General features: G+C 73.3%; 19 protein-coding genes, 1 tRNA gene and 1 pseudogene. 6 read left to right on the top strand and 15 right to left on the bottom strand.

Annotation, left to right across the window (positions count from 1 at the left end; translation table 11 throughout):
- Nucleotides 1-135 precede the first annotated feature (135 nt).
- From ABD347_RS12610 to ABD347_RS12600, 3 genes are all read left to right on the top strand, one after another.
- Nucleotides 136-2,232, top strand: coding sequence for a SpoIIE family protein phosphatase (locus ABD347_RS12610; RefSeq protein ID WP_344360252.1), 2,097 nt, complete (start codon nucleotides 136-138; stop codon nucleotides 2,230-2,232).
- Between the two features lie 90 nt (nucleotides 2,233-2,322).
- Nucleotides 2,323-2,440: transfer RNA gene (locus ABD347_RS12605), tRNA-OTHER, on the top strand.
- 246 nt (nucleotides 2,441-2,686) lie between these two features.
- Nucleotides 2,687-2,977, top strand: a complete 291-nt coding sequence (locus ABD347_RS12600; protein ID WP_344360250.1) for a hypothetical protein — start codon at nucleotides 2,687-2,689, stop codon at nucleotides 2,975-2,977.
- A 22-nt stretch (nucleotides 2,978-2,999) separates the two neighbouring features.
- Here the strand turns inward: ABD347_RS12600 and ABD347_RS12595 are convergent, their stop codons facing one another.
- The 11 genes and pseudogenes from ABD347_RS12595 to ABD347_RS12545 all read right to left on the bottom strand — a co-directional run bounded on the left by ABD347_RS12595 (nucleotide 3,000) and on the right by ABD347_RS12545 (nucleotide 15,245).
- Nucleotides 3,000-3,620, bottom strand: a complete 621-nt coding sequence (locus tag ABD347_RS12595) for an L-threonylcarbamoyladenylate synthase (protein WP_344360248.1) — start codon at nucleotides 3,618-3,620, stop codon at nucleotides 3,000-3,002.
- A gap of 532 nt (nucleotides 3,621-4,152) precedes the next feature.
- Nucleotides 4,153-4,992, bottom strand: coding sequence for a hypothetical protein (locus tag ABD347_RS12590; RefSeq protein WP_344360246.1), 840 nt, complete (start codon nucleotides 4,990-4,992; stop codon nucleotides 4,153-4,155).
- Between the two features lie 405 nt (nucleotides 4,993-5,397).
- On the bottom strand, nucleotides 5,398-6,054 hold the full coding sequence (locus ABD347_RS12585; protein ID WP_344360244.1) for a hypothetical protein: 657 nt from the start codon (nucleotides 6,052-6,054) through the stop codon (nucleotides 5,398-5,400).
- 321 nt (nucleotides 6,055-6,375) lie between these two features.
- Nucleotides 6,376-7,752: a diacylglycerol/lipid kinase family protein gene (locus tag ABD347_RS12580; protein ID WP_344360242.1), complete on the bottom strand. Its 1,377-nt coding sequence runs from the start codon at nucleotides 7,750-7,752 to the stop codon at nucleotides 6,376-6,378.
- A gap of 70 nt (nucleotides 7,753-7,822) precedes the next feature.
- Nucleotides 7,823-9,127 (bottom strand): polysaccharide deacetylase family protein, encoded by a 1,305-nt coding sequence (locus tag ABD347_RS12575; protein ID WP_344360240.1) that lies wholly within the window; start codon nucleotides 9,125-9,127, stop codon nucleotides 7,823-7,825.
- Nucleotides 9,124-11,193, bottom strand: coding sequence for a transglycosylase domain-containing protein (locus ABD347_RS12570; protein WP_344360238.1), 2,070 nt, complete (start codon nucleotides 11,191-11,193; stop codon nucleotides 9,124-9,126). Before ABD347_RS12570 ends, ABD347_RS12575 begins: the two co-directional genes overlap by 4 nt.
- A 443-nt stretch (nucleotides 11,194-11,636) precedes the next feature.
- On the bottom strand, nucleotides 11,637-12,623 hold the full coding sequence (locus tag ABD347_RS12565) for an NAD-dependent epimerase/dehydratase family protein (protein WP_344360236.1): 987 nt from the start codon (nucleotides 12,621-12,623) through the stop codon (nucleotides 11,637-11,639).
- Between the two features lie 346 nt (nucleotides 12,624-12,969).
- A pseudogene (locus tag ABD347_RS12560) lies at nucleotides 12,970-13,155 on the bottom strand (hypothetical protein); the annotation flags it as partial.
- A gap of 60 nt (nucleotides 13,156-13,215) precedes the next feature.
- A complete protein-coding gene (locus tag ABD347_RS12555) occupies nucleotides 13,216-13,743 on the bottom strand; it encodes a hypothetical protein (RefSeq protein WP_344360234.1) in 528 nt (175 codons plus the stop codon).
- Between the two features lie 402 nt (nucleotides 13,744-14,145).
- Nucleotides 14,146-14,982, bottom strand: coding sequence for an ATP-grasp domain-containing protein (locus ABD347_RS12550; protein WP_344360232.1), 837 nt, complete (start codon nucleotides 14,980-14,982; stop codon nucleotides 14,146-14,148).
- A 119-nt stretch (nucleotides 14,983-15,101) separates the two neighbouring features.
- Complete coding sequence (locus ABD347_RS12545) at nucleotides 15,102-15,245, bottom strand: hypothetical protein (protein WP_344360231.1); 144 nt, start codon at nucleotides 15,243-15,245, stop codon at nucleotides 15,102-15,104.
- A gap of 518 nt (nucleotides 15,246-15,763) precedes the next feature.
- Between ABD347_RS12545 and ABD347_RS12540 the strand changes: the two genes are divergently transcribed.
- The gene (locus ABD347_RS12540; protein ID WP_344360229.1) at nucleotides 15,764-17,302 is read left to right on the top strand and encodes an FAD-dependent monooxygenase; all 1,539 of its coding nucleotides are present in this window, start codon (nucleotides 15,764-15,766) and stop codon (nucleotides 17,300-17,302) included.
- Here ABD347_RS12540 and ABD347_RS12535 read toward each other — a convergent pair.
- Together ABD347_RS12535 and ABD347_RS12530 are read right to left on the bottom strand one after the other, a co-directional pair.
- A complete protein-coding gene (locus ABD347_RS12535; protein ID WP_344360227.1) occupies nucleotides 17,287-17,973 on the bottom strand; it encodes a ScbR family autoregulator-binding transcription factor in 687 nt (228 codons plus the stop codon). The genes ABD347_RS12540 and ABD347_RS12535 overlap by 16 nt on opposite strands.
- A 332-nt stretch (nucleotides 17,974-18,305) precedes the next feature.
- Entirely contained in the window at nucleotides 18,306-19,301 is a 996-nt protein-coding gene (locus tag ABD347_RS12530; RefSeq protein ID WP_344360226.1) for a ScbA/BarX family gamma-butyrolactone biosynthesis protein, read from the bottom strand.
- An 881-nt stretch (nucleotides 19,302-20,182) separates the two neighbouring features.
- Here ABD347_RS12530 and ABD347_RS12525 point away from each other — a divergent pair.
- Nucleotides 20,183-20,848 carry a lysophospholipid acyltransferase family protein gene (locus ABD347_RS12525; protein WP_344360224.1) on the top strand — a complete coding sequence of 222 codons (666 nt, stop codon included), beginning with the start codon at nucleotides 20,183-20,185 and terminating at the stop codon, nucleotides 20,846-20,848.
- Between the two features lie 109 nt (nucleotides 20,849-20,957).
- Here the strand turns inward: ABD347_RS12525 and ABD347_RS12520 are convergent, their stop codons facing one another.
- Entirely contained in the window at nucleotides 20,958-21,236 is a 279-nt protein-coding gene (locus ABD347_RS12520; protein WP_344360222.1) for a hypothetical protein, read from the bottom strand.
- 1,277 nt (nucleotides 21,237-22,513) lie between these two features.
- Here ABD347_RS12520 and ABD347_RS12515 point away from each other — a divergent pair.
- Nucleotides 22,514-22,846, top strand: a complete 333-nt coding sequence (locus ABD347_RS12515; protein ID WP_344360220.1) for an STAS domain-containing protein — start codon at nucleotides 22,514-22,516, stop codon at nucleotides 22,844-22,846.
- A 145-nt stretch (nucleotides 22,847-22,991) separates the two neighbouring features.
- Here the strand turns inward: ABD347_RS12515 and ABD347_RS12510 are convergent, their stop codons facing one another.
- Nucleotides 22,992-23,879, bottom strand: coding sequence for an SDR family oxidoreductase (locus tag ABD347_RS12510; RefSeq protein ID WP_344360218.1), 888 nt, complete (start codon nucleotides 23,877-23,879; stop codon nucleotides 22,992-22,994).
- Nucleotides 23,880-24,089: the final 210 nt, after the last annotated feature.

The following is a 24,089-nucleotide window of genomic DNA, read 5'->3' as shown; positions in this document are numbered from 1 at the left end:
TTCGGCCGAGTTCGGCGGCGTTCAGCCGCGTTCGGCGGCGGGAGCCGGTGGTACTCGGCCCAGCGGCCGTTCAGCCATACCGGCGTGCGTGCGCGCCGGTAACGAGGCACGGTGGCAGAACGGAGAGGAGCGGTCATGGGCGGCGAAGAGGACACCCCGGCCGACCGTGGCGCGCCGGGCGGCCCGGAGTCGGGCGCGGGGGCGGCGGAGCCGTCGTCGGCGGAGGGGCTGCTCGACGTCCTCGGGGTGGCGGCCGTGGTGCTGGACGCGGACGGGCGCATCGTCCTGTGGAGCCCGCAGGCCGAGAACATGCTGGGCTACACGGCCGACGAGGCGCTGGGCCGGTACGCCGCCCACCTGATGGTCGCGGAGGAGCACTTCGAGCGGGTCCTCCACCTGTTCGAGCGGGTGATGAGCAGCGGGGACGCCTGGTCGGGGGAGTTCCCCGTACGGTGCAAGGACGGCACCACACGGGTCCTGGAGTTCCGCAACATGCGGCTCCTGGACGACCGGGGCGACTACTACGCCCTCGGCCTCGCCACCGACCAGGCGACACTGCGCCGGGTGGAGCGGGACCTGGCACTGTCGGTCCGGCTGGTGGACCAGTCCCCGATCGGACTGGCCGTCGTGGGCACCGACCTCCGGTACGTCGGAGCCAACGCCGCCCTCGAGCGGATCGACGGCCTCGACGCCGACCAGCACAAGGGCCGGCGGATCGCGGAGGTCCTCCCGTTCGTCGACGCCGAAGCGGCCGAGGAGGCGATGCGGAGCGTCCTCGCCAGCGGTGTCCCCCTGCTCGACCGCCAGATGGTGGGACGCACACCGGCCGACCCCGACAACGATCACGCGTGGTCGGTGTCGCTGTACCGGCTGGAGGACGTGGGCGGCCGGGTCCTGGGCCTGGCGATCTCGGTGATCGACGTGACCGACCGCCACCGGGCGACCACCGAGGCCGAGCGGGCGCGCGACCGTCTGGCGCTGGTCGCCGACGCCTCGGTCCGCATCGGCACCACGCTCGACCTGGAGCAGACCGCCCGGGAACTGGCCGACGTCGCGGTGCCCGAACTCGCCGACATCGCCGCCGTCGACCTCCTGGACAGGGTGCTGGAAGGGCGCCCCGGCCGCGTACTCGCCGACGGACCGGCCGTCATCCGGGCCTTGGCCGTGGCCGCCGCCTATCCGACCGTCGCGGTCCAGGCCGCCGACGTCCCGGGAGAACGCGCCCACTACGGCGCCGACCGGCTCGTCACCCGCTGCGTACGCACCGCCCGGCCGGTGATGGTGGCCGAGGTCGACGACGACGCCCTGTCGTGCATCGCTCGCGACCGTCAGGCGGCGGAACTCCTGGCCCGGGCCGGCGTCCACTCCTACCTCGCCGTCCCCCTGATCGCCCGGGGAGAGGTGCTGGGCGCGCTCGACCTCAAACGCGCCCGCAACCCGTACCCGTTCACCGAGGACGACGCGCTCCTCGCGAGCGAGCTGGCCGCCCGGGCGGCGGTGTGCATCGACAACGCCCGCCTGTTCCGCCGGCAGCGGGAGACCGCGCTGACCCTCCAGCGCAGCCTGCTCCCCGAGACACCCCGCCACCTCGTCGGACTCGAAGTGGCCTCCCGCTACCAGCCGGCCGGGTCCGGCAGCGAGGTGGGGGGCGACTGGTTCGACATCATCCCCATGGACGACGGACGCACCGCCCTTGTGGTGGGTGACGTGATGGGCAGCGGCATCAACTCCGCCACCACCATGGGCCGCCTGCGCACCGCCACCCAGACCCTGTCCCGCCTCGCCCTCGAACCGGCCGAGGTGCTCCGGCACCTCGACGAGATCACCGCCGGCTTGGAACCCTCCCTCGCCACATGCGTCTACGCCGTCTACGACCCCCACCGCGCCCAATGCTGCTTCTGCACCGCCGGCCATCCCCCTCCCGTACTGATCCGCGCCGGTGACGGTCCCCGGCTGCTCGGCCTCCCCACCGGCGCGCCGCTCGGCGTCGGCGGCGTCCCCTTCCGCGAGGTCACGACCGAACTCGCCCCCGGCGACCGGCTGGTGCTCTACACCGACGGCCTGGTCGAAACCCGCGACCAGGACATCGACACCCGCCTCGACCGACTGCTCGGCCTCCTCCGCACGCCCGACGCCTCCCTGGAGGACACCTGCGACCGTCTCCTGCGCGAACTGCGGCACGGCGGCAACCACGACGACGTCGCCCTCCTCGTGGCCCGCGTCCGCGACTGATCCTGCCCCGCCCGGAAAACGACCGCGCGCCGCCGGGGCGCAGGTCCGTACGCTGTCCCGAGCGGCGCCGCGCGCGGCCCCGCAGGTCGCGGAGCCGTGGCAGAGCGGCCCATCGCGATCGGCGTGAGGGAGGTCCCCCTCACGCCGGCTGAGGGGTTCCGGCGGACCTGCCCGTGCCCTTCCGCGGGTTCGAATCCCGTCGGCTCCGCGACTGCCGACCGGCCGACCGGCCGCGCGGTCCGCACGGTGACGTACGCAACGACACCGTCCGCGTGGTGGTGTCCGTGCGACGGTGTCCGGAACACCGTCGTCCGCAGCGGCGGTGTCCGCATGGTGGTGCCCGCCACGGCACCGTCCGGATGGTGGTGTCCCCGACGGCGGTGTCCGCAACGGCACCGTCCGGTGCCGGTGGCCGGAGCCGTGACTGATGGTCGATTGCGGCGTTGGTCTGGCTATGACCAAGTCTCAGCGTGTTCTCGCCGCCCTCGCCATGGCCGCGGGCGCTTCCGTTCTGTCGGCTCCCACCGCGGCAGCGGCGATCGTGCCCGCTCCGGGGCCCCAGGGGCCCTCCGTCCTCGACCGGGTCGACGACCTCTCCTCGATCGCCGTCGCTCCCGAGCACCGTTCCCAGGTGCCCACGGTGACCGAGCAGTTCGGAGGGCTCGACGGACTGCAGCGGCTCGGTGAGGCCCGGCAGCTCATCGAGCCGGTGGCCCCGGTGGTGGGGCTGCTGCCACTGGGCTGAGGCCCCTTCCGGAGCACGGCGGCTAGGCGAACCGCGCTGTGTCGCCCGCCCCTCGCCGTACGATCTCGGCCTCGCCGCCGGAGAAGTCGATGACCGTGGTCGGTTCGGTGCCGCAGTCACCCGAGTCGACCACGGCGTCCACCAGGTGGTCGAGGCGCTCCTTGATCTCCCAACCTTGTGTCAACGGTTCCTCCTCGTCCGGCAGGAGCAGCGTGCTGGAGAGCAGCGGCTCGCCGAGCTCCGCGAGCAGGGCCTGGGTGACCCCGTGGTCGGGGATCCGCACCCCGACCGTCTTCTTCTTGGGATGCAACAGCTGGCGTGGCACCTCCTTGGTCGCGGGGAGGATGAAGGTGTAGCTGCCGGGCGTCGCCGCCTTCACCGCGCGGAACACATCGTTGTCCACGTGCACGAACTGACCCAACTGGGCGAAGTTCTGGCACACGAGGGTGAAGTGGTGACGGTCGTCGAGGTTCCGGATCGACCTGATCCGGCTGAGCCCGTCACGGTTGCCGAGCTGGCAGCCCAGCGCGAAACAGGAGTCCGTCGGGTACGCGATGAGCGCGCCGGAGCGGATGTTGTCGACCACCGTGCTGATCGTGCGCCGTTGGGGGTTCTCCGGGTGCACGTCGAAATACTTCGCCATCCGCCGAGCCTACGCGATCAGGCCGCCCGCGCTCACCCGCTCGGGTCGGCCCCGCCGCGCCGCGAGTGGGCGCGGGTGCCTCGCACGGAGGGGCGTGCGTCCGGAGATCCTCGCGCCCGGGGAGCCGGCCTGCCCCCGGCGGGCGCCTCAGCGCGGGGAGGCTTGTCGAACACTGCGGAACCGCGGCATCGACACCGGCTGCCCTGCTGGCGACAGGCGCAGCACGGGTCCGCGTGGCACATCGGCACATCCGTACGTACGTCCGCCGGCGGCAGGCCTCGCTGAAGCAGGGGTTCGCGGCAGCGAGCGACCGGTGCGGAGCCCTCTCGCCCCCGGCCGCGGCACACAACGGAACGATTATTGGATCGGTGACGTCACAACGGTGGCGGTGCACGCACGACATCCGTGCCGGTGTGCTGATGGCCCGAGTTCGCTCAGAAGGGTAAGGCGCGCGTTCCCGTTGGCTGCGTTCGAGGGGCATCCCGGCGGCGCTGGGCCGCCGGGACGGGGCGGCACGTTCAGGTGGGGAGGTTCAGGCGGCGGGCGCCTGGTACAGGCCGCGGCCGGCACGACGGGCGCGGGAGGTGGCGACGAGCCGGTCGAGCGTGCTGCGTACGGTGTTGATGGCACCGGTGCTGTCGTCGCGGCCGAGTTCCTTGGCGACGTCCCGGGCGCGCAGGGGCTTGTCGCTGTTGCGGGCGAGGATGGAGGCGACCTGGTCGGTGAGTCCGCCGTTGCCGTCGGCGGCGGGGGTCGCGGTGGAGCCGTCGGTGGTGGTGGCGGTGGCTGCCTTGCCCGCGGGCTTCTTCGCCTTGGCGGGCTTGGTGGCCTTCGTCGTCTTGGCCGGTGCCGTCTTCCTGGCCGGGGCGGTCTTCTGTGCCGGGGCGGTCTTCTTCGCCGGGCGGGACTTGGCAGCCGTCTTGGCGGGCTTCTTGGCGGTGGTCTTCCGGGCGGCGGCAGTGGTACGGGCGGTGCGCTGTGCCGGAACGTCCTTCGTGGTGACGGGCTCCGGCTCCGCCTCCTGCTTCGGCTCGGACTTCTGTTCCGGCTCCTGAACCTGCTCCGGGGCCTGGGCGGAAGGGGCCTCGGCGGCGGGGGCTTCCTGGGGCGTGGGCGTGGGCGTGGGATCGGGCGTTGCGGCGGGCGGCGCGTCCTCGGCTTCTTCCGGTGCCTCGGTGCGCGGCGCCGGAACGGCCCCGATGGACAGCGCCTCCAGTGCGGTGAGTGCGCTGCGGACGGAGCCGAGCCGGTCGGTGACGGCGGCGAGGTCCTTCTCCAGCGCCTGCTGCTGTTGTTCGAGTTGGGGGAGTTCCTCCCTCAGCAGAGCGGTGGTCGCCTCGATGTTGCCGGCTGCGGTGGCGGAGATGGGCACGTGTCCTCCTACGGGTTCATGGCGTTTGTGAAGGAACGAAACTGTGCTGCAGGGTACGGCTGTGGTGTTGTGTCAAGCAAACAAGCGGTGGCCGCCGCGTTGATGGACAACGTGACGGCCACCGTCCCGCTCGTGATCGTCGCGCTTGCAACTGTTGTGTGTGCCACGGCCGTTGTGGGCGTCGGCGTCCGAAGCGCCGTGGTGAACCGCGCCGGAGGAAGTCGAGGTGCGACCACGCCCTTCCCGGGCGGTTTACGGGCCCGGGCGACCGGTTGCGGGCGCGGGGTGGTCTGCTGCCGACGGGTGAACGCCTGGCGCTGTGACGCCGCGGTGCCGGACGCGCGGCGGGCGGCCACGGCCGCGGACGGGCCGCACGCGGGCGGGGCCACTATCCGGCGGGTGGTGTCATCTCGCGGCGTTGAGGTGTAACCACGCGCTGAGCGCCGCGTGCAGCTCGACGACGTCCTGGTGGGGCAGGCTCTCCCCGGCACGGCCCACGTGGAGGCGTACGCCGGCGGCGGTGACCGTGTAGCCGACGGCGAGGCGGGGTGAGGAACTGACGGCCGAGCCGTCGGCCAGGGCGCGCCGCAACGCCGCCACCCGGCGGGGGAGCCTGGCTGTGGGCCCGCCACCGGCGGCCGGACGGCCGGGGCGCCGGGGCAGGAACGGCACGCCGATCGTGGTGTAAAAGCCGTTGATCGCGTCCTCGAGGGTGCCGCGCGAGGCGGCGGGCGCGGCGTCGTCGAACGCCCGGAACAGCAGCGGCCAGGAGGGCTCGACGATGTGGACCTTGCCGGGAACGGGTTCCGGCGCCGACTCCTCCAGTTCGAGCTGGACGCATGCTCCCGGGATCAGCTCGTCCGAGTAGCCCTTCGCCATGTACCGGGAGCGGAGGTCCCGCAGGTGCGCGACGTGCCGGTGGACGGGGTTCTTGCGGAACGGCGTGTCCGGGCGGGAAGCCCGGCCCACGGCGCCGTAGGGACCGTGGGCGCGGTGGAGCCGCCCCGACTCCGTCACCAACGCCGTCATGTGCCGGCTGCCGTTCCCCAGCCGAAATCCCACGACCGTGAGCATCGCCGTCCCCTCCCAGCTTCCGCACGCACCCCACCGACGCTACCCGCCGCGCGGACCTCGCGGGGCCGATACGCCCGACCCGCCCCGGTCGGTACCAGGCGTACCGATTCGCCTGCGCAGCCGCAGCCGCAGCCGCAGCCGATGTCCGTGCCCACCCGCGCCCGCAGCCCCTGCCCCGTAACGCAGCCGCAGCCCGTGCCCCCGCAGCCCTTACCCCGTAACGCAGCCGCAGTCCGTGCCATCGCAGCCCGTACCCCGCAACACGGCCCGCCGCGCGCGGCCTTCGCCCCTCCGCCCGCTCGGCGACCGCTATCCCGGCCGCCCAGGGCCCCCGCCGGCCCGGCGGCCGGTGACCGCGGTGCGGCCCACCGCCGCGGCGAGCTTGCGCAGGCGGCGCCAGTCGAGGCGGGGCTGGGCCTGCGGGACCCCGGGCCGCAGCCGGGGCACACGGACGCGCAGCGCCCGGGGCACGATGCGGCAGTGCACGGGAACGGGCAGGACGAAGGCCTCGCCGTCGATGCCGGCGTCGACGGTCGGGCGGTCGGCGTCGACGATCACCTCGCGGGCCGTCAGCACCGTCAGTCCGGCCGCCTCCGGGTCGAGGAGCAGCCCGGCCGCGTCCGCCGCGCTGTCCACCCGGATGCCCAGCACACCGAGCACGCCGGAGTCCAGACGCTCACGGCGGCCCAGGCCGGCCGGATCGTCCCGCCGGTAGGGGTTGTTGCTCACCAGCAGCGCCTGTGGGCCGACGAGGGTCGTCCCCCCGGCGCGTGCGGTCAGCCTGGGGCCGCTCTGACCGGTGAGCAGCTCCGGCAGCAGGTCCAGCGCGGTGCCCACCTTGTCCTCCCGGTAGGCGGGGCTCTGCACGACGGTCCCGTAGACGCCGAAGGAGGCGTTGTTGACGAAGGGGCGTCCGCCGACGAAGCCGAGGTCCACGTGGAGCTCGACGCCGTCGGTGAGCGCGTCGAGGCAGGCGGCCGGGTCGTCACGGTCGAGTCCCAGGTCCATCGCGAAGTGGTTGCGGGTGCCCGCGGAGACGACCAGGAACGGCAGGCCGTGCTCGGCGGCGACCGCTGCGACCAGCGCCTGCGTGCCGTCACCACCCGCGACGCCGAGCAGGTCGGCGCCGTCCGCCACCGCCCGCCGGGCCAGCTCCGTGACGTCGCGCGGCCGCTCCGGGTCGAGCAGCACCACACGCGCACCGAGCCGTTCGGCCTTCTCCTTCAGGCCGAACCGCTCCACCTTGGCGCCGCCCGAGCGCGGGTTCATCACGAGGAACGGTCGTCGTGGGGGTGGCGTGCGGTGCTCCTTCACCCGCACGGGCCGCAGGCCGGTGCTCCGCAACGCGTACCGCCCGGTCACGACGGCCAGGACCCACAGTGTGAGAGAGAGCAGCACCACCCACAACAGGTGTGTGGAGGCGAACATCCCGACGACGGCGACGGGCGCCGCCACCGCGAGTGCCACGGCGGCCACACGGGCGGCGCCGCGCCGCGTCAGCGCCCACCAGAGGCCGGCCACCGCCATGCCCATGCCCGCCGCCCCGACCAGGAGCAGCAGGACGCCGCCGACGCCTCCGTACAGCAGTGGCAGCAGCGCGGCGAGCGTCACCGACGCCAGGGAGGCCCTGGCCGACCACCGTTGCTTCCGATCGGCCCGCTCACCGGACTGCCATGCGAGCCCCATGGGCCCTCCCCTCGTTCGCGCACATCGTAGGAGGCCCGGACGGACCGCGGTCCACCGGAGCCGCCGCCGGTCACCTGTCCGGAGTGGACCAGCCGGGAGGCTGAGCGGGGTCGAGGGTGCGCCACCGGGCCAGCACATCGGGGTCCTGCGCGTCGAGCCAGTCGGTCAGTTCACGGAAGGAGACGCAGCGGACCTCCTTGCGTGGGCAGACACTCCGCATCACGTCCTCCACCGCGTCCATGTAGATGCCGCCGTTCCAGTTCTCGAAGTGGTTGCCCACGAACATGGGCGCGCGGCTTCCGTGGAAGACGCGCGCGAAGCCGGCGAGGTAGGAGTCGCGGGTCTGCTCGCGCCAGGTCGCGTACATCGCCGGATCGCCGTCCGTGCGCCCCTTGGACTGGTTGTAGAGGTAGTTGAAGTCCATGGACAGCACCTGGAAGTCCCTGCCCGGGAACGGCAGCATCTGCAACGGCAGGTCCCACACACCGTTCTTCTTGGACGGCCAGATCTGGAAGTCGCCCGCCGAGCTCGCGTCGTAGCGCCATCCGAAGGGTTTGGACGCCGGTATCAGCGTCTTCTGCCCTTCGAGGCAGGGGGCCCGCCCACCGACCACCTCACGGGTGGGGTCGAAGGGGAGGGGGGCGAGGTCGCTGAAACCCGTGTTGGTCTTCCAGTTCTGCACGAAGGAGTAGAACTGGTCGATCTCGCTGGTCCACTCCGCGGCGCTCCAGTCCCCGCCGCCCTTGGCACCGCAGAAGTGGCCGTTGAAGTGGGAGCCGATCTCATGCCCTTCCTTCCACGCCTTGCCCAGCTGCTCCAGGGTGGTGCGGATGTGCTCGCGGGTCGGGTACGAGATGGCCGCCGCGCCCGTCTCGTGCTGGGGTGGCCGGTAGAGGTTCCTCTTCTCCTTCGGCAGCAGGTAGATGCCTGTGAGGAAGAAGGTCATATGGGCGCCGCTCTCCTTCGCGACGCGGCGGAAACGGGAGAAGAGCCGGTCGTCGCCCTCCAGGGCGCCGTCCCAGGAGAAGACGACGAACTGGGGAGGCCGCTCGCCGGGTTTCAGCCGTTCGGGCTTGAGCCTGCCGGGCTGCGGGCCGGTGTAGGAGGTGGAACCGTCTCCGAGGATTCTCACCCGGCCGTCCCACTCCTCGTCGTCGGCGCCCTTGGCGCCGCCGCCCTTCTGCCCGACCGGGGGGCGTGGCGCGGGGGCGGACGTCCGGTCGGCCGTCGTCGCGACGTCGTCGTCCTGTCCGCCGGTCAGCAGCGGGACGAGGCTCGCGCCGGTGGCGAGGAGGACCGCGGCGATTCCGAGCGCGACGCCGCGGGTGGCCGTGCGTTCGCGCAGGCGCCGCAGGGCCGGGTTGGTCCGGATCATCGTGTCTTCCCCCGATCGTCGCGGGCGCCGCGCGTCACGTCCCGCACCGCGTCCGTGTACTGGTTCCAGATGCCGGCCGGGCGGTCGGCCCCGGCCGTTGAGTCGCCGCCGAGCCCCTTGAGCGGCAGCGGCGCGAGGCTCTTGGCGAGGTCCATGCGGTAGAGGACGACGGCTGTGGCTTCGGTGGGCGTGTAACCGGCGTACCAACGTGCCGTGTCGTCCGCGGTGCCGCCGGTCTTGCCCGCCGCGTCGTCGGGCCCCCCGGCGCCGGACGCCTCGCGGGAGAGGGCGTCGGTGACGTGGTCGGCCACCGTCGGGCTCACGGCCCGCTGTCTGCGCGGGGCGGCGAGGGGGACGGGCTCTCCCCGGTGGGTGACGCGCAGGACCGAGTACGGCTCGGTGTGCGTACCGTGTGCCGGGAACATGCTGTACGCGCTGGCCATGCGGATGGCGCTCGGTGTGGAGTTGCCGAGGGCGAAGTCCGGGACCGGCGGGCCGAGGCTGGAGCCGAGGATTCCGGCCGACTGCGCGGTGCGGCGCACCTGCTCCAGGCCGACGTCCATGCCGAGTTGGAGGAAGGGCGCGTCGGCCGACTCGGCCATGGCACGGCGAAGAGTGATACGGCCGTGGGAGCGGCCGTCGAGGTTGGTGGCCTTCGCCATCTTCCCGGCACGGTCCCAGTACGGGCCCTCGGGAGTCATCAGGGGGACGCCGTCGTCGCCGTTGTAGACGGTCGAGGGGGTGACCGGGAGGCGGGGGCCGCCGCGCTCGCGCCGTACGCCGTGCTCGAGGGCGGCGGCGTAGACGAAGGGGGTGAAGACCGTCCCGGCCGGTACGGTGGCGGCGTTGGACTCGTTGAACGCCTGCTTCTGGTAGTCCGGTCCGCCGTGCACGGCGAGTATGCGGCCGTCGGGGGCGACCGAGGCGGCTCCGAAGCGGGCGTACCGGTCCTCCGCGCGGTTCTCGGGGTCTAGGCCGGCGCGTGCCTCGTCGACGGCCTTGGTGAGGGCGGTCGTACGAGCCTTCTGGAAGGTCGTGTAGACCTGGTAGCCGCCGAGGTCGAACCGTGCGTCGCTGATCCGTCCGGCGCGCTTGGCGTACGTCTCGGCCAGCTCGACGAGGTAGCCGTTCTGGCCGCCGACGGTGCTGGGGGTGGTCGGAACCCTGGGCTCCGGGAACCTGGTGTAGCGGGCCCGCTCCTCCGGGGAGAGCCTGCCGATCTTGACCATGCGGTCCAGGGTCCACGACCACCGTGCGACGGCGCGCTCGCGGTTGGCGGGCGAGATGGCGGGGTCGTAGAGGGAGGCGCCTTTGAGGAGGGCGGCGAGGAAGGCGCCCTCACTGGCGTTGAGCTGGGTGACGTCCTTGCCGTAGTACGCCTGGGCGGCGCGCTGCAAACCGTACGTACCGCGCCCGAACCAGCTTGTGTTGAGGTAGTCCTCCAGTATCCGGTCCTTACTGTGGTGCCGGTCCAGTTTGATGGCGAGGAGCACCTCGGTGAACTTGCGGGACAGCGACTGGTCCTGGCTGAGATAGACGTTCTTGACGTACTGCTGGGTGATGGTGGATCCGCCCTGCGTGTCGCCGTCACCGATCGTCCGCCACAGAGCCCGCGCCACACCGCTCGCGGAGACTCCGGGGTCGGAGTAGAAGCCGGCGTTCTCCGCGGCCAGCACGGCCCAGCGGACATGCTCCGGGATCTTCTCCAGGGGCATCTCCTGGCGCCTGACCCATCCGGTGCGGGCCATCGGCGAGCCGTCGGCCCAGTAGTAGACGTTGTCCTGCTGGGTGGCGAAGCCGTTCAGGCCGTCCGGTATATCAGTGCGTATGTAGGCGATGGTCACGGCTCCCAGGGCGGCCGTCACGGCCACCAGGAACGAGGCCAGTGTCTGGCGCCACGACGGGACCCACCGGCGCCAGCCGCTCCTGCCCGACCGCGGGTAGTCGGGCCGGCGAAGACCGCGCGGGGCTGGCGCCCTTCGCCGCCTGCCCCCACCCCTGGTCAGGGGCGCCACCGCGGTGCGCAGCGCGTCCGCGACTCTTCTGTGGTCGATGTGCTTGGTCATCCCCGTCCAGCCATGGCTCGTGGCCCGGTCCCCCACGCCGGTCGCGGGTGTGCGGTCCGGCTTCCGATTACCGGCGCGATGAAGCAACAGAGAAAGCGCACCCCATAAAATGACGGAGGGTGACACTCGCAATGTCACGTCAAGATAACAGGCTGGTGTGACAGCCCTGGGGGACGGTGCTTCCTTTGGCCGAAGCCCGGCCCCTCGGGGCGGATTCCGCCCGCCCCCTCGACGGAGGATCCGGGCGGTACGGCGTCATCGGACCGGCTGCTTCACAGGGCCCTGCGGCCGGCCGCCTCGCCGCCGATATGCCCGGGCGGCCTCCGGACGGCGCCCCGGGAGAGAGAACGCGGGACCATCGCCGAGGCGGGAGGTGAACAGACCGAGGACGTCCACCCGTTCCTCCGCTCGGCACTCCGTGAAGCGCGTGGGGAACACGCCCGTCACACCAGGGCCGCCAGCAAATCACGCTCGCGCCGGTCACTGAGCCCCGCACGCCGGGTGCGGCCCAGGCCCTCCTGCCGCTCCCAGAGCAACGTGTCGGCCAGCAGCTCCGCCCGGGGCCGGTGCCGCAGCCCCGCTGCGCGCGCCGCGGAGCCGCTACGGGCCGCCCAGCCCTCCCACCCCGGCTCCACCACCCACATCGGCAGCGACTCGGCACCCATGTACTGCGCCACGCCCTGCGCGAGCAACCACGCCGAGCCGGCGGCGACCACCTGGCCGGTGTGCCCCCCGACGGACCGGGACAGCTCGACCCACTCCTCGAACGGGACGACCGGGCCGACGGCGTCGTACGTGCCCACGCGCCCCGCCGTCGCGGCGTCGAGCAGCCAGGACGCGAGGTCACGCACGTCGACCACCTGGGTCGGTATGCCCGGAGTGGCGGGCACCAGCATCGGCCCCCGAGGATCACGGGCGGCGCGCGCGACCCAGTAGCCGGAACGTCCGCTGCCGTCCCCCGGGCCGCCGATCAGACCGGCGCGCGCGATCAGGAGACGGTCGCCCAGGGCGCGGCCCGACGCCTCCTCGCAGGCGGCTTTCGCCTCCCCGTACAGGCCGCGGCCGGCCTCGTCGTGGTCGGTCGGAGCGAGGAGGTCCGCGGACTCGTCGGCACCGGGGGTGGCGTGGGAGGCGTAGGCGCTGATGGACGAGACGTACGTCCAGTGCCCGGCCCTGTCGCCGAGCGCGCGGAGGGCCCCTCTCACGAACCCCGGCTGCCACGACACCTCGAGGACCGCGTCCCAGTCACGGTCGAGGAGGGGCACGTACGCCGAGGGCTCCCGCCGGTCGGCGGCGACCAGCCGTGCCCCGTCCGCGACGGGCCCGCTCTCACCGCGAGCCAGGCACGTCACCCGATGGCCGCGATCGATCGCCTGCCGCGACAACTCCCGGCCCAACCATGCCGTTCCGCCCAGCACGAGTATCTCCATGCGACCAGCCAATCACCGTGCGCACCACGGCTACCAGGACTATTCGCCGACAGCAGACCCGTCACCCGGGCCCCGTCCCGTCCGTGCCTCGTCCGCCCCTGTCCCGCCGACCGGTTGTCTGCGGCCGGGCGCACACCCTGGACGCCCGAACGCCCGGATCCCCCCGACCGGAGCCTGGGCCCCGTAGCCCGTAGCCCGTAGCCCGTAGCCCGTAGCCCGTAGCCCGTGCCCCGGACTCCGTAGCCCGGGCCCCGGGGGAGGCACAGCGGCGAGACGTGGCCGCCGCAGCCGCCGCCCGCCAGCCACCTCCAGCCCCGCCCGCTCGCCCGCCCGCAGGCTGCACCGCTCAGCGGAACTCGTGCGCGACGTGGATCCTGCCGACGATACGGGCGTTGCACTCGTCGAGCTCCTCCGCCGGCACCCACAGCTCCAGAATCGTGCGGTCACCCGCCTGTTGGACGGGGTACCGACGCAGGAACTCCGACTCGACCTCGAAGCGGGTGACGCAGCCGGCACCGGAGTGCTGGACGTGGACCTTGGCCGGAGCGCGGTCGCCGCTCCCGTGGCGCTGCTGTTCCGCCGGCGGGGCGCGTCAGCCGTACGTCCGGTGGCAGAGGCTGACGATGGAGGGATCCGCCACGCCGTGCGACGCGCGGCACAAGTCCCGCATGCTGACGGGCCGGTGGGGCAGCGGCCTCCTCGGAGCGGGCTTCGTACGGGTCTTCCGCGGCGCCTTCGCCCGCGGCGCCTCGACGGGCCGCTCGTGCCGTGCGGAGGAGCGGCGCTGCCGGGGCGGGGCGGGACGCTGACCCTCGGCGGCGGTCTGCGGCCGGCGCTCGGCCCGGCGGAGGGGTTGCCGCCCATGGCCCGCCTGCGTGTCCCGGGCCTTGTGCCCGGCCTCCTTGCGCGGTGGTGCCCCGGGTGCGCGGCCGGTACCGGCGAGCTCCTCACGGGCCGGCGCCGGGTGCGGGGTGGTGAACTCCGCGACGGGGGAGGGGAGACGGCCGCCCGCTGGCACGGGACCCGGACGCGGGGCGGACGGCACGCCCGCGACGGTGGTGCATCCGGACAGGACCAGGAGGGCGGCGAGAACGGGCGGGGCGATCCGGCGAAGGCGCATCCTCCCACGGTGCCGTGCGCCCGTGGTGCCGCGCCCGGAACGCGCGGGGCAACCACCGTGACGGGTGACGGAACCAGACGTTCCGCCGCGCGATGGGCCGCAGGGGCGCCCCGTCGTCACGCCGAACGCATCGTCGGCGAAGGGGCGGAAGAAGTACGACCCGGCCTCCGCTCGGCGAAGGGGCACCGGACGCGGAGGAGTGGAGTCGCAGGCCTCTCGGTTTCCGTCCGGCGACCCGAGCGGCACCAAGCCGGTCGCCGGCCTCCGGGCCTCCCGGCGCACCGTGGAGCGGTACCTCGAGACCGGACCACGCAGCCGCGCAAGGCCTCGCCGCCCGCGCCGCCCGCGCCGCCCGCGCCGCCCGCGCCGCCCGCGCCGACCCCGGCGCGAGGTCCGAGGTGCTCAGGGGCCGGGGACGGCGTCCAGGAACCGGTGGAGGGAGGACGCCATGCCGGTGACGAAGGCGGCGCGGGTCCGGTCCGCCACCAGGTCGAGGGAGAGGTAGGGGTTGAGGTCCTCCAGTTCGACCAGGAGCAGGTCGCCTTCGCGGGTGCGGCAGGCGTCCACGCGCTGGATCCCGTGGTCGAGGGTGTTCCAGTCGACGAACCGCCGGGCGAAGGCGAGGTCGGCCTCCGTCGGCGCGTACGGCGCGAGCTCCCAGCGCAGTGCGGGGTCGGGAGCGTGAAGGGCGTACTGGAAGGCGTCGTCGATGTAGTAGAACGACACCTCGTAGCGGAAGTCGACGCGCGGCTGGACCAGGACGTCGCCGTGGGCGAGGCCGCCGAGTTCGTCACGGGACACGAAGCGGAGCCCGATGGAATCCGCCCCGGCTTTCGGCTTGACCACGTACTGGTCGGTCTCGGGCAGGAGGGGCAGGTCGTGGGGCCGGTCGATGGTGGGGATGACCGGGAACCCGGCTCGCGTCAGGTCCAGCAGGTACTGCTTGCCGGCCATGTCGGCCCGGCCGGTCAGGGGGTTGTAGACGCGGGTGCCCTGTGCCGCCGCGCGGGCGCGGAAGGCTTCGTACTCCTCCTGGTAGTGGATTACGGGTCCGCTGTTGCGGACCACGACGGCGTCGAAGCGGTCCATCAGAGCCGTGGCGTCGAGCGGGTGGCACAGGGCGATGTCGAAGTCCGCGCGCAGGCGGGAGGAGAGGAAGATGTCCTCGTCGCAGTAGCGCCGCCCCCGAGCCGGGTAGGCCAGATCGGTCACGTACAGAAGGCCGGGGCGGGCGGGCATGGCGCGTCTCCTCGATCGGTGGGCACCCATGGTGCCACCCGACGGGAGGAACCCTCCGCGGTGGTCGGGGCGGCGGCGGGGCCGAGGCGGTCGGCGGAGCAGCCGTGCGGGGGAGTGCCTCAGCCGTGTTTGCCCTCGATCAGGATCCGTACCAACGCCACGGCGACGAGCGGAAGGAAGAAGACCTGCTCGGACACGAAGAGCCCGAGCAGCACCCACACGACGATCACGGCGGCGAGCGCACCGCAACAGGACCTGTTCACGCAGCCACCCCCTCGGTCCGCGTACACCGCCGACGCCGACGCCGATGCCGACGCAGACACCGAACCGGTCCCGCGGCCGCCGTGTGCCGCGTGTACGCGCGGTGTGGCGGACGCGGAGCCGTCCGGGGCGTGCGGACGGCGGGACCCTCATGCACGATGGTCTGCCCTTCTGCGTGGACGTCCTGACGTCGATCAGCACGCCGTGCGGCGGTACGCCGGTTCCCCTTCCCGCGGTCGGGTCACCGATCGGTTCACGCACGGGCGGCCTGCCCTGTCGGCCTTACCCCATGGCCTGGCCCCGCCCGGCCGGCTTCGCGCGGCGGAGGCCGGGCCCCTTCCGTCCGGGGCGACGCGAGCACCCTCGTCGTCCGCGCGGCCCGCGGGAGTCGGTCGCGGACGCGGTGGAACAACCCCCGGTTCGCCGCCCGCGACCCGTCCCCCTGACGCGATGCGTACACGGCCTCGTACGTACCATCCGGACTGTAAGTGTTCGTGGGGGAAGGGGAGGTGGTTCCGCGATGGCGCAGCCGACAGCGGCACGGGTACTGGTGGTCGGGGGCGGACCGGTCGGCATGCTGGTCGCCGCCGAACTGGCCACCCTGGGAACGGACGTCGTCCTCCTCGAGCACCGCCCGACCACCTCCGAACGGCCGAAGGCGACGACACTCCACGCCCGGACCGTCCAATGCCTGGCCCGTCGGGGGCACTTGCCCGAGCCCGTCGCACGCGCGGGCGGCGAGCAGAACACCATGCCCTTCCACTTCGCGGGCATATCCGGCCTGTCCATCAGCGCCCCGCCCACCGAACCCGGTCCCATCCTCAAGATTGCCCAGGCGGAACTCGAGCGGTTCCTCGAGACGCGGGCCCGGGCCGCCGGCGCCCGCATCCTCCGTGGTCACCAGGTGGTGGACCTCGACCGGACGCCTGAGGGCGTGCGGGTGGAGGCCGAGGGGCCGCAGGGAACCGTCGTCCTCCACGGGCGGTACGCGGTCGGTGCCGACGGTGCGCGGAGCACGGTCCGGCGCCTCGCGGGAATCGAGGCCGACACATGGCCCCCGACCGCGACCGCGCTCATGGGGAGAGTCCGCCTGCGGGACGCCCACGCGCTCCCGCAGGGCTGGCACCGGACCCCGCGCGGCTGGCTCGTCGTCAAGGAGGCACCCGACGGCACCACGCACCTGCGCACGCTCAACTGCGACCGGCCCCCGGCCGACCGTGAACGCCCCCTCACGGTGGAGGAGTTGAGTCGCGAGGCCTCGTACATCGCCGGGCGGGACATCGTCATGACCGAGGGCCGGTGGCTCAGCAGGTTCAGCGACTTCGGGCGGCTGGCCCGGACGTACCGGGCCGGCTCGGTCCTCCTCGCCGGTGACGCGGCGCATGTGCACTTCCCCGTGGGCGGTCAGGGGCTCAGCACCGGGCTGCTCGACGCGATCGGCCTGGGCTGGAGGCTCGCCCTCGCGGCGGCGGGCGACGCGGAGGGCGCGGGGGACGAGCTGCTGGACACGTACGACGCCGAGCGCCGTCCCGCTGCCCGGCGCGTCATCGACAACACCCGGGCCCAGGTGGCCCTGATGCGCCCGGACCCCGCCCTCGATCCCCTGAGGGACCTGGTCGCCGACCTGTTCGCGTCCGGCAGGGGCGACGACTGCTTCGGCCCGATGATCAGCGCCCAGGACACCGTGCTCCCCACGCGGTCGGCGTCCTCGTGGGAGGGGACGTTCCTGCGGAACGTCGCCCTCGACTCGACCGGCGGGCCGACGGACGTGATCCGCCTGCTCCGGGACGGCAGGCCGCTGCTGCTGCTCTTCGGCGAGGACGCCGAACGTCACCTCGACGCGGCACGGCCCTGGGCGCACCGCCTGCGGGTGGCCCGATGCGCGCCGGTGCCTGACCTGCTGTGCACGGCGCTGCTCGTACGCCCCGACGGGTACATCGGCTGGGCGCCGGACGGCGGTGGGCTCGACGCCGTGCTGGCCGGCTACTTCGGCAGCGGCGAGGCGCTGAGCGCTCCCGGGGGCGGCGCGGGAGCCCGGCCGGGTCAGCCGACGGGCTGACGCGCCAGCGACCCGGTGGGAGCGGCCGCCTCGGCGGAGGCGTCCAGCTCGGCCAGGACGACGGCTCCCCTCGTGCGCGACAGATCGATGGAGGCGAGGACCGAGGAGAGCACCACCGTGGGCAGCATGTGGCGGAGCAGGGCGCACACCCGCTCGGGCAGGTCCTGGTAGTCACTCACGGCCTGGGACATCGCCTGGATGCCGGCGAAGCTGCCCACCAGCACCTCCGCGCTCTCGGTCGGCACGACGTGGGGGAGCAGCTCGCCCTGAGACCGTGCGTCGTGCAGCAGCTGGTCCATCACCCGGACCCAGCGCAGGAACGGTCCCGAGCGGTCGAGTTCGTGCGCCTGCTGGTCCAGCGACAACCGGACCCCGGCACGCACCATGGGATCGGTCTGGAGCCGGTGGGCATGCAGCATGACCACGTCCACCAGCTCCTGCGTCCGGCAGGCGCGGCGGGGCACGACCATCCGCTGGTCCTGCTCGGCGAGGACCCCCTGCGCCAGGTCGTCCTTGGACTCGAAGTGGAAGTACAGCGCGCCTTTGGTGACTCCGGCCGTGGAGAGGATCTCGGAGATCGTGGCCGCCTGGTACCCCCGCTGCTCGAACACCTTCGCCGCCGCGGCCAGAATCGTCCGGCGCGTACGGATGGCTCGGTCCTGCATCGCCACTCTCGCCTCCTCCACGAGCTCTCGGGACTGCGGTGTCCACCCAATAACAAACCGCTGGGTCTGTATCTTACCGCTCGACCCGGTAGGCGAATGTGTGAGCGCTTTTCCCCAGTGAGGGAAGTGGCTTGAAACAATGCCTGAAAGGAGGGGGTGCTGCGACCCCTTCCGCGACCCCTCCACGGGTCTCCGCGACGCGGACGGCGTCTGCCGGAACACGCCCTTCGACAAGGCCGCCCGCCCAGGGTGACCGGCTCTCGCCGCGCCGACGGGGGACGACCCTGGCCCTCCCGGGCGTGACGGCCGTGCCGGGCCGGTGTACAGAGCCGGCGTACTCAGAGGGGGCGGGGCGAGGCCGTCACCGTCGAGGAGAAGACGGGTTCCCCCTCCTGGTGGCCGGTCACCCGGACCGACGCACGGCCGGCCGTCCCTGCTTCGGAGGCGAGCGCGGCCTCGACCACGCAAGGGGCGTGCAACTCGGCGTACCGGGTGAAATGGCTGGTGATGGCGACGGGAAGCAGGCCGCCGTCACCTAGGAACGCGGCCGCGGCCTGGCGGGCGGCCTCCAGCAGGACCATGCCCGGGACGTGGTCAACCGGGTGGTCGAACAGGACGTGGTGCCGGCTGTCGGCGCGCAACTGCCAGCGGCTCTCCTCGCCGATGGGGGAGAGCACCACGTCCATGGGGGAGGTGCGTCCGACGCTCTGCGGCGAGGCGGGGGCGGTCAGCGGGATCGGTGGCCGTCCGTCGGCCGGCCCGCGGCCCGCGCGGAGCCGCCGGTAGACCGCCGGGGAGGTGCAGGTGTACGAGGCGCTGCCGGTCACGGCGACGTGGCCGTCACGCCTGATCACCGCCGTGTAGCGCAGTCCGGTCAGGTTGCCGGCACGCCGCTTGACCTCGGTGCAGGTGACGTCGATGTCGAGTGCGGCCGGGGCGTCACCGACCAGGAGGTGCTCCTGCTCGACGGCGTACTCCAGGTCCCACATCAGGAAGTGGTGGCCGAAGGGGACGCCGAACTCCGCGTGAGCCAGGAGCGAACCCACCTGACGGATCGTTTCCGCAGCGAGCAGGGGGTCGTGATGCCCGCGTATCGGGCTGAAGAAGCTGTGCCCGCGCGGCCATTGGGCCGTGACGTCGAAGCGGGTGTCGCTCCTGCGCCGCCAGTCCGTGAGCATCACCTCGGCCACGGCGGCCCGGTGCACGAACTCCTTGGGCACCGTGGTGGTCAGGGAGGGGAAGCGGAAGGCGGGCGGGCAGCGCGCCGGATCTTCACGATTCCCGACGGACGCGGTGTTCAGGTAGCCCTCCGTCCGGAACGCGCTCGTAGCCATGTACTCCCCCAAGACGCACGGTATTTGGCGGGCGAGACGCTTGCCGCACCCGCCCTGAAGATACATACCAACCGGTTTAGTTTCTACCCGATGCTCGCATTGGGCATGGGGTGTGAGCATGCGGCATATCCGGTATAGGACAGGGCGGAAGGCGGAAATCCGCTCCAGCGGCTTTCCTTCCATGTCCGGCGGGCCGGACTTGACGCGCCCGCCGGTTGTTCCCACGCACTTCGTGGGAACGTTTCGTCGTTCCTGTCCGTGCCTGTCCGTCCTGTCTGTGCCTGTCCGTACCTGCTTCACCGCGTCCCTTGAGCGGCGGGCATGCCGACCGGCGCAGTCGTTGCTCTCGGTGGCGGATGCGCGGAGCGGGAGCGCCTGCCGCCGGAACGCCCGGCTCATCGCCCGCCGCGCGCTGACCGCCTGCCGTACGCCGTACGCCGACCGCGTGCGGGCGTGGTGGACGGACGACGTGCGCGTGGGCGCCACCCGGGGCGGGACCGGCTGCGGTGGCGCTGCCCGTAGGCGTACGGAGGTGTTCAGACGGTCCTCGGCCGCCCGGTGCGCCGGAGGCGGGGACTTCCGCGCGGTCCCCGCCAGGCCCCGGAACCCCGACCGCGGGATGGCACCCGGTTCCGGGCCCCGGCCGCTGACGGCGATCACCGCGGAAAGCGGGGCGGGCGTACGCCGGATCGCCCAGGCGCACCGCGCGAGGCGGCAGCGACGTGGACGGACTGCCGCCCCACCTGGCCGACTTCGCGCCATCCGTGCCGCAGATGGACGGCCTGGGTACCGGGCGACGTGTACGTGAGTACGCGTGCTCAGGCCAGCCGCCTCCCGCCCGCCGACGATGAGGACCACATCGTTGGAACGGGGAGAACCGCATGCTCAGCCGCCTCAGCCAGGCCCTGGTACCCACCATCGGGCGCCTCACCGTGACCGTCGACGCCGGTGCCGCCATCGCACCGGGCAGCATCGTCGCCGCGAACCACACGTCGCTCGCCGATCCGGCCATCGTGCTCGCCGCGCTGCACCGGCTCGACGTCCGGCCGATCGTCATGGCGGCCGCCGGCCTGTGGCGCGTACCCCTCCTCGGCCGCGCGCTCGCCCGTGAGGGTCACATCCCCGTGCACCGCCATGACCACCGTGCCGCGCGGGCCCTCGACCTCGCCGCGGCCGCTCTGGACGAGGGGCGTCCGGTTCTCATCTACTCCGAGGGCGGCCTCCCGCTCCGCAGGGACGCCGCCGAAGCCGCGCCCGCCACCTTCCGCAGCGGGCTGGCCCGGCTCGCCGAGCGCACGGGCGCCCCCGTCGTACCGGTCGGCCAGGCCGGGGCGCGCCGGGTCACCTCGGGCAACACGGCCAAGCAGCTCGCCGGCCTGCTCACGGCGCCGGTCCGCCGACCCGAGCTGCACGTCCACGTGGGGTCGCCGCTCACGCTGACCGGCGACCACGCCGTGCGTACGGCGCAGGCGTACGGCGCGGTGACGGACGCCTGGCGTACGGCGGCCGCCCGCCTGGGCGAGCCCGCCGCCGCACTGGCCGCGTAACGGCGCGGGGGCGCGCGCCCGTGCGGTGGCCGAACGCCGGGGCGCCGGGCGCGCCTGGTCCGGAGGCCCCTCCTGCCTCCTCCACCTCTGCCGGCCGGGTCACCGGCGGTCACGGAGGGGGAAGGAGGCCTTCCTCCTGGGCCACGTACGAGCAGGCCATGGCGGCGGCTGTCATGCCGAGCCGGTCGAGCACCTCGATGGAGTCCAGCAGGATCCGGCTGTCGGCCTCGGCCATGGCGGTGCCGTACCGGTCGCGCTCGGCCAGGTCCTCGGCGGACGTGGCGGTACGCAGCGCCGTGACGCGTGCGGCCAGCACCTCGCGCGACGCCTCCATCGCGACGATGCCGCGCACCGCGCGGGCGATCGCCTCGTCGTTCATGTCGTTCATACCTCCTCAGACGGCCCTGACCTGCCTGCCGTCACCTCGGTCCACCCGGCTGTGAGGAGGAACACCCGCTCACCCGCGCCCGCCCGGCGCGGCTGCGTCCGGCGCGGTCGGCTCCAGGCGCGTCTTCGCCAGCCGCCGCGGCATCCGTCGTAACCCGCGTCCGCGAGAACGCTCCGGCCCGGGAACGTGCCCCGGTCTCCGCGCCGCCACCGCGAACGCGTCGAGGAGACGCTCCACGACACCGGCCACGAGCACTGCGTGGCCGCCGCGTCGGCGCCGTTCAACAGCAGGGCGACGACCACCGGTGAGCGCCCCGGACCACGGTGCCGGCGAGCGGACAAACGATCGCGCCTTTCCACGGAGTCCCGGTGGTCGGGGAACTCCCGCCGCCCTGGCGCGAGGACCTTTCGCACGGCCTTCGGTGTCAGGGACTTCGTGATCAGGACCACTTCCGTCAGCCCGTCGTGCGCGGGTCCCCGAGGTACGCCGGGTGAGGACGTCGTCCGAGGGCAGCCGGCGCCGCTCGACACGGTGCTGCGCAACCTCGGCCGCGACACGGTCATGGCCCCCTCGTACAGCGCCGAGCCCTCCGGGCGCGCCCAGGCCACCGTGTCGCCTGCCTCCGACCGTCCGGCCGTGGCCGTGCCGAGGCCCTGGACAGTCCCGTGCTGACCGAGCCCACCGGTCAGCCGCCGCAGCCCGCAGCTCGCCGGTTGCAGCCCGCAGGCGCCCGCCGCCCGCAGGCCGCCGTCCGTCGGTACGCGGACCGGGGCGGTCCGTCCCAGGAGACGCGGGCGGTCCGCGTCCCCGCCCGCCGGGTGGGGGGCACACCCTGTGCGCGGGCGCGCGGCGGGCGCGCCGGCGATCGCGGGACATCCCATCCGATTAGTGGCGTGAGCCCGTCAGCGGCGCGTCACCTCGCGCCGGCGCGGAGAGGTTTGTGGTGAGGGCGTTTCGCCTGCATCAGCGGCTCGCTCCTGTTCCGTACGGGAACCCTGGCCCGCCGCCGAGGGCGGGCGCATGGCCCCTCGCGGCACGGCGGTTCACATCGATGGCCGAGCCGATTCCTCCCGCAGCGGAACCACGCGCGCGGCCGCCCATGCGGCACCGGGTGATGTGCCGGCCGCGCTATGTCAGTCGTCCAGACGTGCCCCGGGCACGCCTTGGCCGCGAAGGGTGAGAAAGCGCATGCGAGACGGCTACCCGCGGCAACCATGTACCGGCGAACGCCGCGCCGCGCCCCGACCGGCCGGTGACAGCGACGAGGAGGGAGACCAGTGAGAGCGCAGGTACAGGCATTGCCGGACGAGGGCGGCACCAGGATCATCCTGTGCGCGGGCGAGTTCGACGTCGCCACCTCCGTCCTGCTCGACGCGGCGCTCGCCACGGCGGCCGCGGACACCACCGTGACGCGCACGGTCGTCGACCTCAGCCAGGTGTCCTTCGCCGACTCGACCCTGCTCAACGCGCTCGTCAGAGGGCACCGCACGCAGCGCCTTCTCATCGCCGGTCCGCTCTCCCCCAAGCTCTGGCGCATTCTGACGCTCAGCGGCCTGGACACCGCGTTGCGCATCGCCCCCGACCTGCGTTCCACGGCCGAAACGGAGTGATCCGGCCAGGTACCCGCCCTCCTCCGGCAGGCGCCCCCTCCCGGCGCGCATCCCTCCCGGCAGGCGCCCCCTCCCGGCGCGCTTCCCCGCCGTCGCGTACCCGAGGGGCCGTCCGAGAGCGGCCGGCCCGCGAACCGCCGGCGCGTCAGGAGGAGGGGCCCGGCGCCGGCGTGTCCGCGAGACCACCCGGGCCGAGGAGGCCCGTGGCCTCGAACGGACGGGCGGCGGCGAGGCGGGGCAGCTCCCGGCGCGACAGCATCGTCACCACGGGTGGCATGGCGGCCCGCACGAGCTGCGTCGCCCGCAGCCAGGACGGTACGTAGACCACGGGGCGGCGCCGTTCCACCGCACGGACCAGCCGCCCGGCCACGTACGCGACGGGATACACCTTCCGTGCGGGCGGTGGCATGTGGCCGCGCAGTTCCCGCAGGACCGCGTGGGCGTCGACGTCGCGGACCATGTCGGTGTCGGTCCAGTTGATGTAGGCGATGCCCACCCCCACACGGCGATGGGCGACCTCGGCACGGAGTGAGTGGGCGAACGACTCGACACCGGCCTTGGAGGCGCAGTACGCGCTCATCATCGGTGCCGCCCCGATGGAGGCGAGCGAGGCGACCTGGAGGAAGTAGCCACCCGTCTCGAACAGCGACTTGAGGTGGGCGCGGGCGGTGATGGCGCTGCCCACCAGATTCACCTCGATGACGCGACGCCAGAGGGCCGGGTCCGACTCCGCGAAAGGGCCGCCCTCCGCCACGCCCGCGTTCGCCACGACCACCGACGGTGGTCCGAGTCGTTCCCTCACCTCGGCGGCGACTTCCGCCATGCGTGCGTCATCGGTGACGTCGACCTCCCAGCAGAACGACTCCGTCCGCAACCGTTCCCGGACCCGGGCGAGAGCCGCTTCCTCCCGCCCGAGCAGAGCCACCTTGGCGCCCCGCTCGGCCAGCCGCAGGGCCAGGCCCTCGCCGAGGCCGCGGGCCGCTCCGGTCACGACAGCCGTGCGGCCGTGAAGCGGCCTCGCTTCCGTTGCCATGCGCCGACTCCCTCAGCCCTTCGGACACCCGTCCTGCCACGCTAGGGCCATCGGGCCAGGACGGCCCGTCGACACCGTGTCCGGCTGCTCCGTCGACAGCGTCCGGCTCCCCACCGGCCCCGTCATCCGCACCGTGGTGTGCGGCGCGGGCCCGCACAGTCGCCCGGCGTCCCGCCCGCGCGTACGCGGCCGACCTCTCGGCGGCCGGGG

Origin of the sequence: Streptomyces gobitricini, assembly GCF_039532985.1 — a bacterium.
Classification (GTDB): domain Bacteria; phylum Actinomycetota; class Actinomycetes; order Streptomycetales; family Streptomycetaceae; genus Streptomyces; species Streptomyces gobitricini.
Note: the sequence above shows the minus strand (reverse complement) of the source record. Positions and strands in the feature narration are given on the sequence as shown.